Source organism: Lysobacter antibioticus HS124, assembly GCF_000336385.2.
In the GTDB taxonomy this organism is placed as follows: Bacteria; Pseudomonadota; Gammaproteobacteria; order Xanthomonadales; family Xanthomonadaceae; genus Lysobacter; species Lysobacter firmicutimachus.
On the sequence record NZ_HG424493.1, the window covers coordinates 1 to 15955 of the forward strand.

General features: G+C 68.3%; 13 protein-coding genes. 10 read left to right on the plus strand and 3 right to left on the minus strand.

The genetic code is table 11. The features are described from left to right. The 3 genes from rluB to TX83_RS10205 form a co-directional block, all read right to left on the minus strand. A partial coding sequence (gene rluB, locus TX83_RS10195) for a 23S rRNA pseudouridine(2605) synthase RluB (RefSeq protein WP_064747841.1) occupies positions 1-1275 on the minus strand: 1275 nt, incomplete at its 3' end. Beyond that, positions 1272-2183 (minus strand): SMC-Scp complex subunit ScpB, encoded by a 912-nt coding sequence (gene scpB / locus TX83_RS10200; RefSeq protein WP_064747842.1) that lies wholly within the window; start codon positions 2181-2183, stop codon positions 1272-1274. The genes scpB and rluB, both read right to left, overlap by 4 nt. Positions 2184-2272: 89 nt before the next feature. Then, the gene (locus tag TX83_RS10205) at positions 2273-3181 is read right to left on the minus strand and encodes a segregation and condensation protein A (protein ID WP_064747843.1); all 909 of its coding nucleotides are present in this window, start codon (positions 3179-3181) and stop codon (positions 2273-2275) included. Positions 3182-3683: 502 nt separating this feature from the next. On the opposite strand from TX83_RS10205, the gene TX83_RS10210 reads away from it, so the two are divergent. The 10 genes from TX83_RS10210 (at position 3684) to TX83_RS10255 (ending at position 15915) form a co-directional block, all read left to right on the plus strand. Continuing rightward, on the plus strand, positions 3684-4250 hold the full coding sequence (locus tag TX83_RS10210) for a hypothetical protein (RefSeq protein ID WP_064747844.1): 567 nt from the start codon (positions 3684-3686) through the stop codon (positions 4248-4250). 68 nt (positions 4251-4318) lie between these two features. Continuing rightward, complete coding sequence (locus TX83_RS10215; protein WP_064747845.1) at positions 4319-5632, plus strand: peptidoglycan-binding domain-containing protein; 1314 nt, start codon at positions 4319-4321, stop codon at positions 5630-5632. Positions 5633-6032: 400 nt separating this feature from the next. Next, entirely contained in the window at positions 6033-6332 is a 300-nt protein-coding gene (locus TX83_RS10220; protein WP_064747846.1) for a YciI family protein, read from the plus strand. Continuing rightward, positions 6329-6625, plus strand: coding sequence for a BolA family protein (locus TX83_RS10225; protein ID WP_261370100.1), 297 nt, complete (start codon positions 6329-6331; stop codon positions 6623-6625). The genes TX83_RS10220 and TX83_RS10225 overlap by 4 nt, the downstream gene beginning before the upstream one ends. 203 nt (positions 6626-6828) lie before the next feature. Continuing rightward, the gene (locus TX83_RS10230; protein ID WP_261370101.1) at positions 6829-7869 is read left to right on the plus strand and encodes a LacI family DNA-binding transcriptional regulator; all 1041 of its coding nucleotides are present in this window, start codon (positions 6829-6831) and stop codon (positions 7867-7869) included. Between the two features lie 100 nt (positions 7870-7969). Then, complete coding sequence (locus TX83_RS10235; protein ID WP_079248156.1) at positions 7970-11005, plus strand: TonB-dependent receptor; 3036 nt, start codon at positions 7970-7972, stop codon at positions 11003-11005. A gap of 219 nt (positions 11006-11224) precedes the next feature. Beyond that, positions 11225-12772 (plus strand): glucoamylase family protein, encoded by a 1548-nt coding sequence (locus TX83_RS10240; RefSeq protein ID WP_428992556.1) that lies wholly within the window; start codon positions 11225-11227, stop codon positions 12770-12772. Between the two features lie 223 nt (positions 12773-12995). After that, positions 12996-14207: a sugar ABC transporter substrate-binding protein gene (locus TX83_RS10245; protein WP_425606006.1), complete on the plus strand. Its 1212-nt coding sequence runs from the start codon at positions 12996-12998 to the stop codon at positions 14205-14207. Next, positions 14204-15082, plus strand: coding sequence for a carbohydrate ABC transporter permease (locus TX83_RS10250; protein ID WP_064747849.1), 879 nt, complete (start codon positions 14204-14206; stop codon positions 15080-15082). Before TX83_RS10245 ends, TX83_RS10250 begins: the two co-directional genes overlap by 4 nt. Then, positions 15079-15915 carry a carbohydrate ABC transporter permease gene (locus TX83_RS10255; RefSeq protein WP_261370102.1) on the plus strand — a complete coding sequence of 279 codons (837 nt, stop codon included), beginning with the start codon at positions 15079-15081 and terminating at the stop codon, positions 15913-15915. The genes TX83_RS10250 and TX83_RS10255 overlap by 4 nt, the downstream gene beginning before the upstream one ends. The last annotated feature ends 40 nt before the right edge of the window (positions 15916-15955 follow it).

The following is a 15955-nucleotide window of genomic DNA, read 5'->3' on the forward strand; positions in this document are numbered from 1 at the left end:
GCCGAAGCCGCCCGCGCCGCCGCCGGCCGCACGGCCGCGACCGCCGCCGCCGCCGGCCTTGCCGCCATAGGGCTTCTTGCCGCGGCCGTCCGGATTGCGGTGACCGCTGGGGCCGGTTTCCACGCCTTCCGGCACGTACCAGGTGCGGAATGCGGCGGGGTTGCCGTCCGGCAGCGGCTTGGGACCCTTTTCCTTGCGCTGCTTGAACGGCTTGTGCGACTGCTTGGCCGCGGCTTCGCCGCTGACCGTCAGGCCGCCGTGCTTGCGCGGGCCGCCGCGGCCGTTGCGGTCTTCGCGCACGTGATCGAAGCGGCGCAGTTCGCGGCCTTCGTCGGCGGTGTTGTGGCCGCCGACATAGCCGTGCGAGCGCTCGCCGCCGGACAGGTGCACGGTCGACTTGGTGGCCTTGCGCTGGCCGATCACCGGCTGCAGGGTCAGCGCCGACGGAGTGCCGTCTTCCAGTCCGAGTTGGTTGCGCAGGGCCTCGACCTTGTCGGCCGCCAACTCCTGCGAATGGCCGCGCAGCAGTTCGCGCGGCAGCGCGACCTTGCCATAGCGGATGCGCTTGAGGCGGCTGACCTGGCAGCCTTGCGACTCCCACAAGCGGCGTACTTCGCGGTTGCGGCCTTCCTTGACCACGACCCGGAACCAGTCGTGCGAATCGCTGCCGCCGATGCGTTCGATCTCGTCGAACTTGGCCGGGCCGTCGTCGAGGGCGACGCCGCGGGCGAGGCGGTCGACCAGGTTGTCCGGCACGGTTTCCTGGCCTTCCGGCGCGCGCACCCGGCAGACGTACTCGCGCTCGACCTCGAAGGAGGGATGCATCAGCGCATTGGCGAGTTCGCCGTCGGTGGTCAGCAGCAGCAGGCCGGTGGTGTTGATGTCGAGGCGGCCGATCGCGATCCAGCGCGCGCCCTTGAGCGCGGGCAGCGAATCGAAGATGGTCGGGCGGCCTTCGGGGTCTTCGCGGGTGGTGACTTCGCCTTCGGGCTTGTTGTACATCAGCACGCGCGAGGGTTCGGTCAGGGCGCTGGCGACGAAGCCGCGGCCGTCGAGCTCGATCTTGTCGCCGCTTTTGATGCTGACGCCGACTTGGGCGACTTCGCCGTTGACCTTGACCAGGCCGTCGGCGATGCGTTGCTCGAGCGCGCGGCGCGAGCCCAGGCCCGCTTGCGCCAGCACCTTGTGCAGGCGTTCTTCCAGTCGCGGCGCCTCGTTGGCGACGCTGTCGTTGCCGCGCTTGAGGGACAGCTTGCGGCGGGTTTCTTCAGTCATTTCTCTTGCTCCGGCCGGTCGTCTTCGGACTCGGCCTCAAGTTCCGGAACGGTCGTCGTCTCGACGGCGTGTTGGTCTTGCTCGTGATCGTTCGCGTCCGCCGCGCGCTCGCCCGGCGCGGCTTCGGGGTCGTCCGACAGGACGGTGTGTTCGGGGTCTTGCACGGCGTCGGCGGAGTCGCCGGCGGCGTCGGTTCGGTGAATCTGTTCGGCGGCGCCGCCGGCTTCGTGCCCGGCCGCGGCGGGTTCGTCCGCGGCGCTGTCGGCATTGGCCGCGTCCTGCGCGTCGCCGTCGGCATCGTTGCCGGCTTCGCCCTCGGCCGTGGCGATGCCGCCGGCGGCGATCGGCGCGCCGTCGAGCGGCAGCTGCGGCTCGAGTTCGCCGATGTCCTTGATTTCGGACAGCGGCGGCAGGTCGTCCAGGCGCTTGAGGCCGAAGTAATCGAGGAAGGCCTTGGTGGTGCCGAACAGGGCCGGCTTGCCGGGTACGTCGCGGTGGCCGACGACGCGGATCCATTCGCGCTCTTCCAAGGCCTTGATGATGTTGCTGCTGACCGCGACGCCGCGGACCTGCTCGATCTCGCCGCGGGTGATCGGCTGGCGGTAGGCGATCAGGGCCAGGGTTTCCAGGGTGGCGCGGGTGTAGCGGGTCTGGCGCTCGGTCCACAGTCGCGCGACCCAGGCGTGCACGTCGGCCTGGACCTGGAAGCGGAAGCCCGAGGCCACCTCGACCAGCTCCACGCCGCGCCCGGCGCAGCCTTCGCGCAGGGTCTGCAGCGCGGTCTCGACGCTGTCCGGCGGCGGCGGCTGGTCTTCCGGAAACAGCGCATGCAGTTGCGCCAGCGTCAACGGCTGGTTGGCCGCGAGCAGGGCGGCTTCGACGATGCGGGTGACGAGAAGTTGGTCCATTCGGGCCGGGATTCGGGAGTCGGAAGTCGGGATTGGAAAAACGGTGGAACCTTAATGGCGAAGGCGCGCGGCGGGCCGGCCGACGGCGGTCACGAAGCGCTCTCGTCGTTGGCCGCGTCGTCGAACTCGCTGCTGAGCTCGATTTCCTCGGGATCGGTCATCAGTGCCAGCGACTTGACGTAGATCGGCGCCAGCGGTCCGTCCTGGACGATTTCGATCAACTGTTCCTTGGCCAGGGTCAGCAGGCCGAGGAAGGTCACCACCACCCCGAGCCGGCCCTCTTCGGCCGTGAACAGGCTCTCGAAACGGTGGAACACGCCGTCGGCCATGCGCGTGAGCAGCTCGCCCATGCGCTGACGCACGCTGAGGGCATCGCGCTTGATCGCATGCTGGGTGTACAGCTCGGCGCGCTTGAACACGTCGTGCAGGGCCAGCAGCATCTCGCGCAGTTCCACCGGCGGCGGCAGCTTGATCGCGGCCCGGTCCGGCACGAAGGCCTGCACCGGCGCGGTGTCGCGGTCCTGGCGGGGCAGGGTGTCGATGTCCTCGGCCGCCTTCTTGAACCGCTCGTACTCCTGCAGCCGGCGCACCAGCTCGGCGCGGGGGTCTTCCTCGATGCCTTCCTCGTTGGGCGCGCGCGGCAGCAGCATGCGCGATTTGATCTCGGCCAGCATCGCGGCCATGACCAGGTAGTCGGCGGCCAGCTCGAAACGCATCTCGTGCATGGCCTGGATGTAGTCGACGTATTGGCGGGTGATGTCCGCCACCGGAATGTCGAGGATGTCCAGGTTCTGCCGGCGGATCAGGTACAGCAGCAGGTCGAGCGGGCCTTCGAAGGCCTCCAGAATGACTTCGAGCGCGTCCGGCGGGATGTACAGATCCTGCGGGATCTGCAGAACCGGCTGGCCGTGGACCACCGCCAGCGGCATCTCCTGCTGCTGCGGCGGCATCGGCGCTGGCGTGGGTTCGGGCGCGGCGGGCGCGGATTCGTTGGTCATTCGAGGCCGGCCCCTCCGGGCCGTGGGCACTGCAGTTGCGACGAGGCTTGCGGCGCAGGGCCGCATCGGGAGGCCGCCCCGGGTCGTGCGAAGACCGGATCGGGTTCCCTACGGGTGCTACGGACCACTGTAAAAGTCGTGTGCTTTGGCCCGAACGGTCCCGGCCTGCCGGCGCGCGGGGCGACGGTCTCAGGCAGAGGAGGTTGCGGGCGCCGGCCTGTGGGCTGCAACTTGGCATGGCGTACCGGCGCACCGATGGTGTGCGTGGGAGTACGGATGCTGAACGTGGCGACGGGGTGGGGCCGGTCGCGACGGGCCGCTGCAGCTGGCCTTGGGGCAATTGACAGTTAGGGTAAGGGCTGGGGCCGGTACTGTCCAGCGTCCGGCCTGAACGCCGCTGCGTTCGTGCGGGCGCGCCGGGCCAGGCGGGGCGGGGTTTCCCGGGCGAGCCTTACTGCGTTTAGACTGTGCCGCGGGGAATAACCTACGGACCGGTACTGAGATGAAGGAAGTCACCACGCTCGCCCTGGCGCTGGCCGCGGCGCTGAGCCTGGCCGCCTGCGGCCAGGGCTCGACCCCGCAAACCGCGCCGCCGCCCGCCGCCGACACCGCCGCTGCCGCGCCGGCGTCCCCGGAGGTCGCCACGACTCCCGCGCGCATGGTCCTGCCGGCCGAAGCCTGCCAGCGCAGCGAAGACGGTTTCGGCGCCTTCTTCGAGCGCTTCGTCCAGGACCCGGCGGTGCGCGAGGCCTATACCGCCGCGCAACTGCAGATCGGCGACCTGCGCGACCCGGCCAAGCCCATGCAGACCATGCCGCGCGACCAGGCCGGCCCGTTCCGGATCGCCCTGGTCGACAGCCAATGGGTCTACGACGAGCCGGGCAAGGACGCCGATCAGCTCGAACGCATCGACAGCCGGCGCACGCTCGACGGCGACAGCATGCGGGTCGACTACGTGCGCGCCGAGTTCACCCCGGACGACGACGTCGCCAACACCAAGGGCGCGCCCGAAGCCTATGTATTCAAGTACGAACAAGGCTGCTGGCAGCTGAGCCAACAGCTGCGTTGACGCCTGCCGCCGCTGTCGCCGGCAACGGCAGCGGAAGCCCGGAACCACCATCGACAAGGAGAAGTTAGATGCCCAGATATTCGATCGTCGAATCGGTCGGCCGTAATGTGGAACACGTCCACGATTACCAAGACCTCGAACGCCACCACCCCAGCCGCGGCAACGAGCGCGGCCGCGTCTACGGCACGGTCAACGGCGAGCGCGAAGAGTTGCTCGGCAACTACCGCGGCACCCCGACCGTCTCCCGCGACGGCGATTACTACGTCTCCAAGGACTTCGTGCTGCAGGCCGGCGGCTCCAGCTCGGTGGCCGTGCCCGCGGTGGCCAGCGGCTACATCGGCCGGGTCGACCCCAGCGACGGCATCGTCCAGATCTACGACCGTCCGGCCAGCGACCCGAACCGCGAGATGATCGCCCAGTACCGTCACCTGGACCTGCGCAACACCCATCTGCAGGCCGGCGACCGGATCGAGTACGGCCAGTCGGTCGGCATCCAGGGCGGTTTCAACAACGGCAACCCGAGCGCGTTCGGCAAGCACGTCCACATCGACATCAACACCAGCTACCTGCCGCAGATGGAGCGCTATGTGCGCGACATCGACAGCGGCGCGATCACCACCGACCGACGTCCGGCGGCGCAGGACAACCTGACCGGCCGGGCCCAGGTCAGCGACGTGTCCGGCAACGGCCGCAGCGTGCACAACCCCGGCGGCAACGGTTCGCAGCCGCGCCCGAACGCGATGGCCGACGGCGTACTGCGCAAGGACGAGCGCGGCCCGGAGGTGCAGAACCTGCAGGACCGCCTGAACCAGCTCGGCTTCCGCGATGCGGCCGGCCACGCCCTGACCGCCGACGGCAAGTTCGGCCAGCGCACCAAGGAGGCCGTGCAGGCCTTCCAGCGCGCGCACGGCCTGGAAGACGACGGCATCGTCGGCCGCGACACCTTCAACGCGTTGCGCAACGCCCAGCGCGCCGACGCGCCGGCGCGTTCGGCCGACGCCGCGCGCTCGCCGCTGCTGTCCGACGCCAACCACCCCGACAACGCCATGTACCGGCAGGCGGTCACCGGGCTGGAGAAGCTCGGCGGTTTCCGCAATCACCAGGATCTGGAACGCGCCGCGGCGACGCTGACTTACGACGCGCGGGTCAGCGGCATGAACCGGATCGACCATGTCGTGCCCAACGCCAGCGGCACCGGCCTGTTCGCAGTCCAGGGCGAGCCGACCGACCCCAGCCATCGGCGCGCCTTCGCCGACCGCCAACAGGCGGTGCAGCAGACGGTCGAGCAATCGACCCAGAAGCTGCAGCAGGACGTGCCGGCGATGGCGCCGCAGGTCGCCCAGCCGAGCCAGGCGCAGGCGCAGCGGCCGATGACCGCTTGAGGCCCTGAGTTCGTCGCACTCGCGATGAAGCGCGGCCCGCATCGGCGACGATGCGGGCCGTGTCGTTTGGAACAGGGCGGCCCTCACCCCAACCCCTGTCTCACAAGCGGGAGAGGGGCTCAGGCGGCGCGGCGGTCTGTTCCCAGCATGTGGGAGGAGGCTCAGGCGGCGTGGCGGTGGGTTCCCCGCATGCGGGGACGGGCGGCGGACGGCGTAACAGGCTCTTCCCGCGAGCGGGACAGAACTGCGTTCTGCTGCGCCGCCCTTCTACTTGCGGGGGGAGGTGCCCCGAAGGGACGGATGAGGGGGCGCGGCGATGCGCCGCATCCGGCATCGTCGGTCGCGCTTGCGACGCCGTTAGAATGCGGGCCTCACGCCGCTTACGAGGTCGCTGGTCGCCATGTGGTATCTGATCGAGGGTTACGACGTCGCCGATGCGCTGCCCAAGCGCGGCCAGGCGCGCCCGGCGCATCTGGCGCGGCTGGAAGCGCTGCGCGACCAGGGCCGCCTGCTGCTGGCCGGGCCGTGTCCGGCGATCGACGCCGAAGACCCGGGTCCCGCCGGTTTCAGCGGCAGCCTGATCGTGGCCGAGTTCGAATCGCTGCAGGCGGCGCGCGCCTGGGCCGACGCCGACCCGTACGTGGAGGCCGGCGTGTACGCGCGGGTCGAGGTGCGGCCGTTCCGCAAGGTGCTGCCGTGAGCGCCGGGCCGCTGCCGCGCGAGCAGCGCGTCGCTGCGATCCGCGCCGCGATCGAGGCCGCGCTGGCGCCGCAGGCGCTGGAGATCGAAGACGAAAGCCATCGCCACGCCGGTCACGCCGGGGCTCAGGACGGGCGCGGGCATTTCCGCGTCGCGGTGGTCAGCGAGGCTTTCGCCGGACTCAGCCCGATCGCGCGTCATCGCGCGGTCTATGCCGCGGTCGGCGAACTGATGAACACCGATATCCACGCGCTGGCGATCAGCGCGCGCACGCCGGAAGAGGCCGCGCGCTGAGCGCAGCGGTGGCGCGGGGTGCGAAGCTGCGCCCGATTCCGCTAGAAGGGCCGGATGAGCCTGCTTCTGGCGGTCGACGAGTTTGCCGCGGCGCAGCATAATGCCCGTGATCGAGCGCGGCTAACGCGCTCTTTACACTCGCGGCTGAAAACGTTTACAGTCGGCCCACTTTCCCACCGCGAGAGGGGCGGTCCAGGAACGTGGTGAGCGTGACGATCAAAGACGTCGCCCGCGCGGCGCAGGTGTCGGTAGCGACCGTGTCGCGTACCTTGAACGGCCACGGCAACGTCGCCGAAGAGGTGCGCCGGCGGGTGCTCGCCGTGGCCCGCGATCTGCGCTACACGCCCCACGCCGCGGCGCGCAGCCTCAGCAGCCGGCGCACCCAGACCCTGGGCGTGGTCCTGCCGGACCTGCACGGCGAATTCTTCTCCGAACTGGTGCGCGGCGTCGATCAGATCGCGCGCGAACATCGCCTGCACCTGCTGGTGTCGAGCTACCACGGCTGTCCGGAAGAGCAGGTCGCCGCTTTGCGCGCGATGCGCGGCCGGGTCGACGGCCTGCTGGTGATGTCGCCGTACGCGCAGGCGCAAAGCACGGTCGCCGAGGAGCTCGACAGCGCCTTGCCGGTGGTGCTGATCAACTCGCAATGCGCCGTGCCGGGGCCGATGTCGTTGAGCATCGACAATTACGGCGGCGCACAGGCGATGGTCGACTATCTGATCGACTGCGGCCATCGCCGCATCGCCTTCATCGCCGGCCCCGAAGCCAACTACGACGCCCATGAGCGCCTGCGCGGCTATCGCGAAGCGCTGGCGCGACGCTTGCCCAAGGCTGCCGAATGGGTGCTGCCGGGCGAGTTCGACGAAGCTTCCGGGCATCGCGCCGGCTTGGCCTTGCTGGCCGCGCCGCAGCGCCCGGACGCGGTGTTCGCCGCCAACGACATGATGGCCCTGGGGTGTCTGTTCGCCTTCGCCCAGGCCGGGCTGAAAGTGCCCGACGACGTCGCGGTGGCCGGCTTCGACGACATTCCCTTGGCCCGCTATGTGCACCCGACGCTCACGACCATGCGGGTCAATATCGCCGAATTGGGCGCGCGGGCGGCGCGCCTTTTGTTGAGCAAGCTCACCGCCGAACAGGCCTCGCAGGAAGCGGCGCCGGACACCGACGAACCGCGGCAAAGCGAACTGCTGCAGCCGGAACTCATCGTTCGCGAATCGGGCATGCGTCGAGGGGGCGACGGCTGATCCGCGCGGAAAAAAATTTGGCTGCGGCTGTAAGCGATTACATAAAGGCCGCTCCACCGCAACGACTTGCAGTACGTGCTCCTTGGAGGGAGGAAAGCATATGAACCGAAGCACCCCGCGTTACCCGATGCAACGCCCCGGCCGCAGCCTGTTGGCCTGCGCCCTGGCCGGCTGCCTGGCGATGGCCGCGCCGGCCGCGCTGGCGCAAAGCACCGCCGCGACCATCCGCGGCGTGGTCAGCGGCGACGCCGGCCCCGCCGCCAACGCCAGCGTGACCGCGACCAACCTCGCCAGCGGCCTCAGCCGCAAGGTGCAGACCGGCGCCGACGGCAACTACACCCTGGCCGGCCTGCCGCCGGGCGCGTATCGCATCGACGTCGACGCGGGCGGCAAGACCAATTCGCGCAACGTGACCGTCGCGGTCGGCCAGTCGGCCACGCTCAACGTGTCCACCGGCGGTCTCGCCGAGACCGCGCCGGCGGGTGAAGCGACCGAGCTGGACAAGGTCACCGTGACCAGCGAAGCGCTGGCCGAGGTGCGCACCTCGGAGAACGCGACCTACATCAGCACCAAGCAGATCGAATCGCTGCCGCAGGGCACGCGCAACTTCCTTGCCTTCGCCGACACCGTGCCGGGCGTGCAGTTCATCCAGTCCGGCAACGGCTCGACCTCGATCCGCAGCGGCGCGCAGAGTTCCAACGGCGTCAACGTCTACATCGACGGCGTCGGCCAGAAGAACTACGTCCTGCCCGGCGGCGTCAGCGGCCAGGACGACACCCGCGGCAACCCGTTCCCGCAGTCGGCGATCGGCGAGTACAAGGTCATCACCTCCAATTACAAGGCGGAGTTCGATCAGCTCAGCAGCGCTGCGATCACCGCGGTGACGCGCTCGGGCGGCAACGAATTCCACGGCGACTTCTTCTGGGACTACACCTCCGAGAAGTGGCGCTCGCCGACCCCGGCCGAGGAGAAGGCCGGGCGCAAGACCGATTCCAAGGAAGAGCAGTACGGTGTCTCCTTCGGCGGCCCGATCCTGCGCGACCGCGCGCACTTCTTCGTCGCCTACGAGGCCAAGGAGTACAACACGCCGTTCACGATCAAGCCGGGCGAGGGCGTCAGCGCGGCGCAGCTGCCGGCCCAGTTCCAATCGCTGATCGGCGGCGTGAACGCGCCGTTCAAGGAAGACCTGTACTTCGCCAAGATCGACTGGCTGCTCGGCGAGAACCACTATTTCGAGCTGACCGGCAAGTACCGCGACGAGACCGAGATCACCGGCGTCGACGGCATCAGCACCGTGCCGTTCGGTACCGCCAAGGACAACACCGACAAGCGCGTCGACCTGCGCTACCAGTTCACGGGCCAAGGCTGGCTCAACGACGCCCACCTGACCTATGAGGACGCCAGCTACAACCCGCGCGCCAACGCCTTCGGCAACGGCTATGTGCTGACGCGCGCCGACATCGATTCCAACGGCGGCAAGCGCGTGCTCAACGCCGGCCCCGGCGAGAATTTCCAGAACAAGGCGCAGAAGGGCTGGTCGTTGCAGGACGATCTGACGCTCACCGATTTGCAGTGGCACGGCTACCACACGGTGAAGATGGGGGTGAAGTACAAGGTCATCGACATCAGCGCGGCCGAGCAGATCCCCTACAACCCGCAGTTCTTCTACGACATCGACCGCGATCTGGGCGCGCCCTACCTGGTCCGCTTCGGCGCCGGCCTGCCGGGCATCGCCGACGGCAGCGTCGAATCGCGCAACAAGCAGTTCGGCATCTACATCCAGGACGATTGGGAGGTCAACGACAAGCTGACCCTGAACCTGGGCATCCGTTGGGATTACGAGACCAGCGACGTCTACACCGACTATCGCACCCCGGCCGACGTGATCGCCGCACTCGACAGCCAGGACCCGCGCGCGCCCGCCGGGCAGAGCTATCGTCAGACCCTGGCCCGGGGCGGCATCGATCTCAACGACTACATCAGCAACGGCCGCCAGCGCAGCAATTTCAAGGATGCGTTCCAGCCGCGCCTGGGCTTTTCCTATGATCTCAACGCCGACCAGCGCCACGTGATCTACGGCGGCGCCGGCCGAGCCTACGATCGCAATATCTTCAACAACCTGCAGCTGGAAACCACCAAGGGCACGTTCCCGACCTATTCGTTCCGTTTCAACCAGCCCGGCCACGCCTGTACGCCGGGCGTCGGCGACTGTCTGGCCTTCGATCCGCGTTACTTCGATCGTGCGGCGCTGGAAGCCTTGGTCGCGGCCGATCCGAACAATGGCCGCGAAGTGTTCCTGCTCAACAACGATCTGAAGACGCCGTATTCGGATCAGTTCAGCATCGGCATGCGCAACGCGATCACCCTCGGCGAGACCGAATGGCAGACCGACATCGGCCTGTCGCGCATCGTCAGCAAGGACGGCTTCGCCTTCCTGCTCGGCAACCGCCGCCCCGACGGTTCGTTCTATCCGGCGGGCGCCCGTTGGGGCGCGCCGTTCGGCAACGGCATCCCGGGTTTCGGTCGCGCCCTGATTCTGGGCGTCAACGGCATAGAGACCCGGGCCAATTCGCTGCTGGTCAAGGTCGACAAGCCGTATACGCGCGAGTCGGGCTGGGGCGTGACCCTGGCCTACACCCTGACCGATGCCGAGGAGAATCGCGAGAACGGCGAGTCGTTCTCGCTCGATCATCCCAGCCTGTCCGGCTTCGGCTGGCACGACGCCAAGGGCGTGCCGCGCCACCGTTTGGTCGCGACCGGCATCTACGACGGTCCGTGGGGGCTGACGTTCTCGGGCAAGCTGACCCTGGCCAGCCCGACCGGCTACTACTTCGTCAATTGCTCGCAGGCGCCGGCCGGCAACGACGGCCAGTGCTTCACCGATCAGTTCAAGCCCGACGACACGGTCGGCTTCAAACAGCTCGATCTGGCGGTGAGCAAGGAATTCGATACCGGCGCCGGGATCAAGTTCCGCATCCGCGGCGACCTGCTCAACGTCACCAACGAACGCAACTACAACCAGTACGAAACCTACGCCGGTCGCCTGGGCGCGCCGAACGCCAAGTTCGGCGAGCATCAGGACGGCATTATCCTGCCGACGCGGATGTTCAAGCTGTCGATGGGCTTCAGCTGGTAAAACCGCGCGCGCCGGCCGCCGATGCGGCCGGCGTCGCCCGGTCGCGCCGCGCCGTCGCGGCGCGGCCGACTTGGATTCAATCAAAGACACAGGGGTCTTGGGTTTTTCATGCGACGCGTCAAGCCGGCAACACGAGCAGTTTCCTTCGCGATCCTGGGCACGCTGTTGATCGCGCTGGCCGGCTGCAAGAAACCCGAGACCGAGTCGCAGACCCAGCCCATCGTGACCCCGGAGCCGGTGGTGGTGGAGCCGCTGAAGCAGGAGCGGCTGGAGCTGCCGCCGCTGTTCCGCGACATCGAGAAGCGCACCTTCCAGTTCTTCTGGGACACCAGCAACGAGCAGAACGGGCTGACGCCGGACCGTTATCCGTCGCGGCCGTTCGCCAGCATCGCCTCGGTCGGCTTCGCCCTGACTGCGTACCCGATCGGGATCGAGCGCGGCTGGGTCAGCCGCACCCAGGCGGTGGACCGCACCCTGACCACGTTGAAGTTCCTGCGCGACCTGCCCAGCGGCCCGCAGGCCAGCGGCAAAGGCAGCTACAAGGGCTTCTACTACCACTTCCTCGACATGCAGAAGGGCCAGCGCTACGACAGCTGGGTCGAACTGTCGAGCGTGGACACCGGCCTGCTGATGATGGGCGTGCTGTTCGCCCAGTCCTACTACGATCGCGACGACGCTCGCGAGAAGGAAATCCGGGCGATCGCCGACACCCTGTACAAGCGCGTGGACTGGCAGTGGCTGCAGCAGAACAAGCCGCTGATCTCGATGGGCTGGTTCCCCGAGTCGGGCTTCATCAAGCACGACTGGATGGGCTACAACGAGGCCATGCTGCTGTACGTGCTGGCGCTGGGCTCGCCGACCCATGCGGTCGAGCCGGAGGCGTGGACGGTGTGGACGCGCACCTACAACGATGTCTGGGGCGTGTACCAGGGCGAGGAGTTCCTGGCCTTCGGCCCGCTGTTCGGCCACCAGTACAGCCACGTCTGGATCGATTTCCGCGGCATCCAGGACGATTACATGCGCGAACGCGGCATCGACTACTTCGAGAACAGCCGCCGCGCCGCCTACGCCCAGCGCGCTTATGCGATCGCCAACCCGATGAAGTGGGAGGACTACGGCCCGGAGCTATGGGGCCTGACCGCCAGCGACGGCCCGCAGCAAACGCTGCAGGAGTATCGCGGCGAACAGCGCCAGTTCCGCCACTACTCGGCGCGCGGCGCCGGCCTGCGCGAGAACTTCGACGACGGCACCATCGCCCCGACCGCGGCGATCGCCTCGTTGCCGTTCGCGCCGGAGATCGTGATCCCGACCACGGTGTCGATGCACGAGCGCTACGGCGAGTTCATCTATTCCAGCTACGGCTTCCTGGATTCGTTCAACCCCAGCTTCAAGTACGACATCCCGCTCAAGACCGGGCGACTGGTGCCGGACCAGGGCTGGGTGGCCAGCGACTACATCGGCATCGACCAGGGGCCGATCCTCACCATGATCACGAACTACCGCAACGAGTTCGTGTGGAACGTGATGAAGCGCAATCCCTACATCCGCACCGGCCTGCAACGCGCCGGGTTCAAGGGCGGTTGGTTGGAGCCGAAGGACGCCGAGGCGGGCAAGGACGGGGCCAAACCCGGCGACGCCAAGCCGGCGCCTGCGGCCAAGCCCTCCGGCACCATCGACCCGGCCACGGCGCGCGCGCTGGGCGAGGCGGAGTCGCGCGCCAATCGCGGCAACGCGCCGGCGACGCAGAATGCGCCGAAGCCGGAATGAAGACGTGAGCGCGGGCGCGGCAAGCGTCGGGTGGGGGGGCGGTCCGGCGCTCGTCGGGCGACGTGACGCGTCACGCAAAATACGCGCTCCTCTGGCCCGGCTGTTCCGACGGCGAGCAGGCGATGGGCGGGCGGCGTCGGCGACGGGACGGTTGCGCGCGGTTGCGGCGGCGGTTCTGGCGATATTGCTGGGGAGTTGCTCGGCGCGCGAGGACGGGCGCACGGTGGTGAAGTTCTGGGCGATGGGCTTCGAAGGCGAAGTCGTGCAGCGCCTGATTCCCGAGTTCGAACGGCGCAATCCGCAGCTGCGGGTCGAAGTGCAGCAGCTGCCGATCACTGCCGCGCACGAGAAGCTGCTGACCGCGTTCGCCGGCGATTCGCTGCCGGACGTGGGCGCGATCGGCAACACCTGGATCTCCGAATTCGCCTTGCTCGATGCGCTGGAGCCGCTGGATCGTCGCCTGGCCGATACCGCGACCTTGCGCGGCGACGACTATTTCGCCGGCGCCTGGGACACCGGCGTGATCGACGGCCGCACCTATGCGGTGCCGTGGTACGTCGAAACCCGTTTGCCGTATTACCGCAAGGATCTGCTCGCTCAGGCCGGGGTCGAGCGGCCGCCGGCCACCTGGGCCGAATGGCAGCAGGCGATGGCGGCGATCAAGCGCGAGGTCGGGCCGGATCGCTACGCGGTGCTGTTTCCGCTCAACGAGCCCGAGCCCTTGCTCAACTTGGGCATCCAGTCGCCGGACCCGCTGCTGCGCGACAACGGCCGCTACGGCAACTTCCGCAGTCCCGGTTTCAAGCGCGCGCTGGCGTTCTACCGCGAGGCCTTCGACCGCAAGTGGGCGCCGCTGGCCAGCAACACCCAGATCGCCAATGTCTGGAACGAATTCGGCCGCGGCTATTTCAGCTTCTACGTCAACGGCCCCTGGAACATCGCCGAGTTCAGGAAGCGCCTGCCGGCGGAACTGCAGGACCGCTGGATGACCATGCCGCTGCCGGGCGAGCACGGTCCCGGCGCGTCGGTGGCCGGCGGCGCCAGCTTCGTGCTGTTTCGCGGCTCCCAGCGCGCGGACGCGGCCTGGAAACTGATCGCTTATCTGTCCGAACCCGGGGTGCAGGTGCGCTTTCACGGCCTGAGCGGCAATCTGCCGCCGCGGCGGGCCTCCTGGAACGCGCCGGCGCTGCTCGCCGACCCGTACGCGCGCGCGTTCCGCGACCAGCTCGAGCGCGCGCGGCCGACGCCGAAAGTGCCGGAGTGGGAGCGCATCGCGATGGAAATCAAACTGGTCGGCGAGCAATTGGCCAACGGCCGCCTCAGCGTCGACCAGGCCGCGGCCGAGCTCGACCGCCGCGCCGACCGGATCCTGGAGAAGCGGCGCTGGATGCTCGACCATCACACGATCGGCGAAGCGGCCGGGGAGGGCGGATGAAGCCGTCCACCGCCGGCTGGGTGTTCGCCGCGCCCGCCTTGAGCGTGATCGGCGTGTTCTTCGCCGTGCCGGTGCTGGCGGCGCTGGCGCTGAGCCTGACCGATTTCGACATCTATTCCCTGGCGCATATCGAGAACCTGCGCTTCGTCGCGTTCGACAACTATCTCAACCTGCTGCGCAATCCGCTGTTCTGGAGCGCGCTGGGCAACACCTTGTACTTCGTCGCGGTCGGCGTGCCGCTGTCGATCGCCGTGTCGCTGGGCGCGGCCTTGCTGCTGCATTCGCGCCTGGCCTGGTTCAAGCCCTTGTTCCGCACCGCGTTCTTCGCTCCGGTGGTGACCACGGTGGTCGCGGTGGCGGTGATCTGGCGGTATCTGCTGCATACCCGCTACGGCCTGATCAACTGGGGCCTGGCCCAGCTCGGCATCGACCCGGTCGATTGGCTGGGCGATCCGGACTGGGCGATGCCGGCGATCATCCTGTTCGCGGTGTGGAAGAACTTCGGCTACAACATGATCATCTTCCTGGCCGGCCTGCAGGCGATTCCCGAGGACTTGTACGAGGCCGCGCGCATCGACGGCGCCAGCCCGGCGCGGCAGTTCCGCCACATCACCCTGCCGATCCTCGGCCCGGTGCTGCTGATGGTGAGCATCCTGACCCTGGCCGGCTATTTCCAGCTGTTCGCCGAGCCCTACGTGATCACCCAGGGCGGCCCGCTGCAGAGCACGGTCAGCGTGCTGTACCTGATGTACGAAGAAGGCTTCAAGTGGTGGAACCTGGGCAACGCTTCGGCGGTGGCCTTCCTGCTGTTCGTGCTGATGACCGCGACCACCAGCGCGTTGATGTGGATCGCGCGCCGCAAGGGGGTCGAATGAACGATGCGGGCATGCCGGCCTGGCTGGCCCGGGCCATCGTCAACGGCCTGTTGATCGCGCTGGCGGCGCTGAGCGTGGCGCCGCTGCTGTGGATGCTGGCGGTGTCGCTGATGCAGCCGGGCGAGGCCAGCGCGTTTCCGCCGCCGCTGCTGCCGGCGAGCCCGACCCTGCACAACTACGCCGAGCTGTTCTCGCGCATGGGCATGGGCCGCTACCTGCTCAACAGCTTCCTGATCTCGACCCTGGTCACGGCGATCGCGGTGCTGCTGAACACGCTGGCCGGTTACGCCTTCGCCAAACTCGCCTTCGCCGGGCGCGAACGGGTGTTCCGGCTGCTGCTGGCGGCGCTGGTGATCCCGGCCCAGGTGTCGATGATGCCGCTGTTCCTGATGCTCAAGCAGATGGGCCTGATCAACAGCTATGCCGGCGCGGTGGTGCCGGGCATGGCCGGGATCTTCGGCATCTTCCTGGTGCGCCAGTACGCGCGTTCGATTCCCGACGAACTGCTGGAGGCGCCGCGCATCGACGGCGCCGGCGAATGGCGGATCTTCTTCCAGATCGTGTTGCCGGTGCTGCGGCCGATCCTGGTGACCCTGGCGATCTTCAGCTTTCTCGGCGCCTGGAACGATTTCATGTGGCCGCTGATCGTGCTCAGCGACGACAGCCTGCAAACCCTGCCGGTAGCGCTGGCTTCGCTGTCGCGCGAGCACGTGCAGGACAACGAAATGATGATGGCCGGTTCGGTGGTGACCGTGGTGCCGGTGCTGTTGCTGTTCCTGGCGCTGCAGCGTTACTACCTGCAGGGCCTGTTGGTGGGCAGCGTCAAGGGCTGAGGCCGACGCTGCCGCGACCGCGCCGCGTGCGCGAAACATG

Bases quoted from the DNA above. Each gene is read 5' to 3' on its own strand.
- scpB (WP_064747842.1), bottom strand. From the start codon at position 2,183: ATGGACCAACTTCTCGTCACCCGCATCGTCGAAGCCGCCCTGCTCGCG.
- TX83_RS10205 (WP_064747843.1), bottom strand. From the start codon at position 3,181: ATGACCAACGAATCCGCGCCCGCCGCGCCCGAACCCACGCCAGCGCCG.
- TX83_RS10210 (WP_064747844.1), top strand. From the start codon at position 3,684: ATGAAGGAAGTCACCACGCTCGCCCTGGCGCTGGCCGCGGCGCTGAGC.
- TX83_RS10215 (WP_064747845.1), top strand. From the start codon at position 4,319: ATGCCCAGATATTCGATCGTCGAATCGGTCGGCCGTAATGTGGAACAC.
- TX83_RS10220 (WP_064747846.1), top strand. From the start codon at position 6,033: ATGTGGTATCTGATCGAGGGTTACGACGTCGCCGATGCGCTGCCCAAG.
- TX83_RS10235 (WP_079248156.1), top strand. From the start codon at position 7,970: ATGAACCGAAGCACCCCGCGTTACCCGATGCAACGCCCCGGCCGCAGC.
- TX83_RS10250 (WP_064747849.1), top strand. From the start codon at position 14,204: ATGAAGCCGTCCACCGCCGGCTGGGTGTTCGCCGCGCCCGCCTTGAGC.
- TX83_RS10255 (WP_261370102.1), top strand. From the start codon at position 15,079: ATGAACGATGCGGGCATGCCGGCCTGGCTGGCCCGGGCCATCGTCAAC.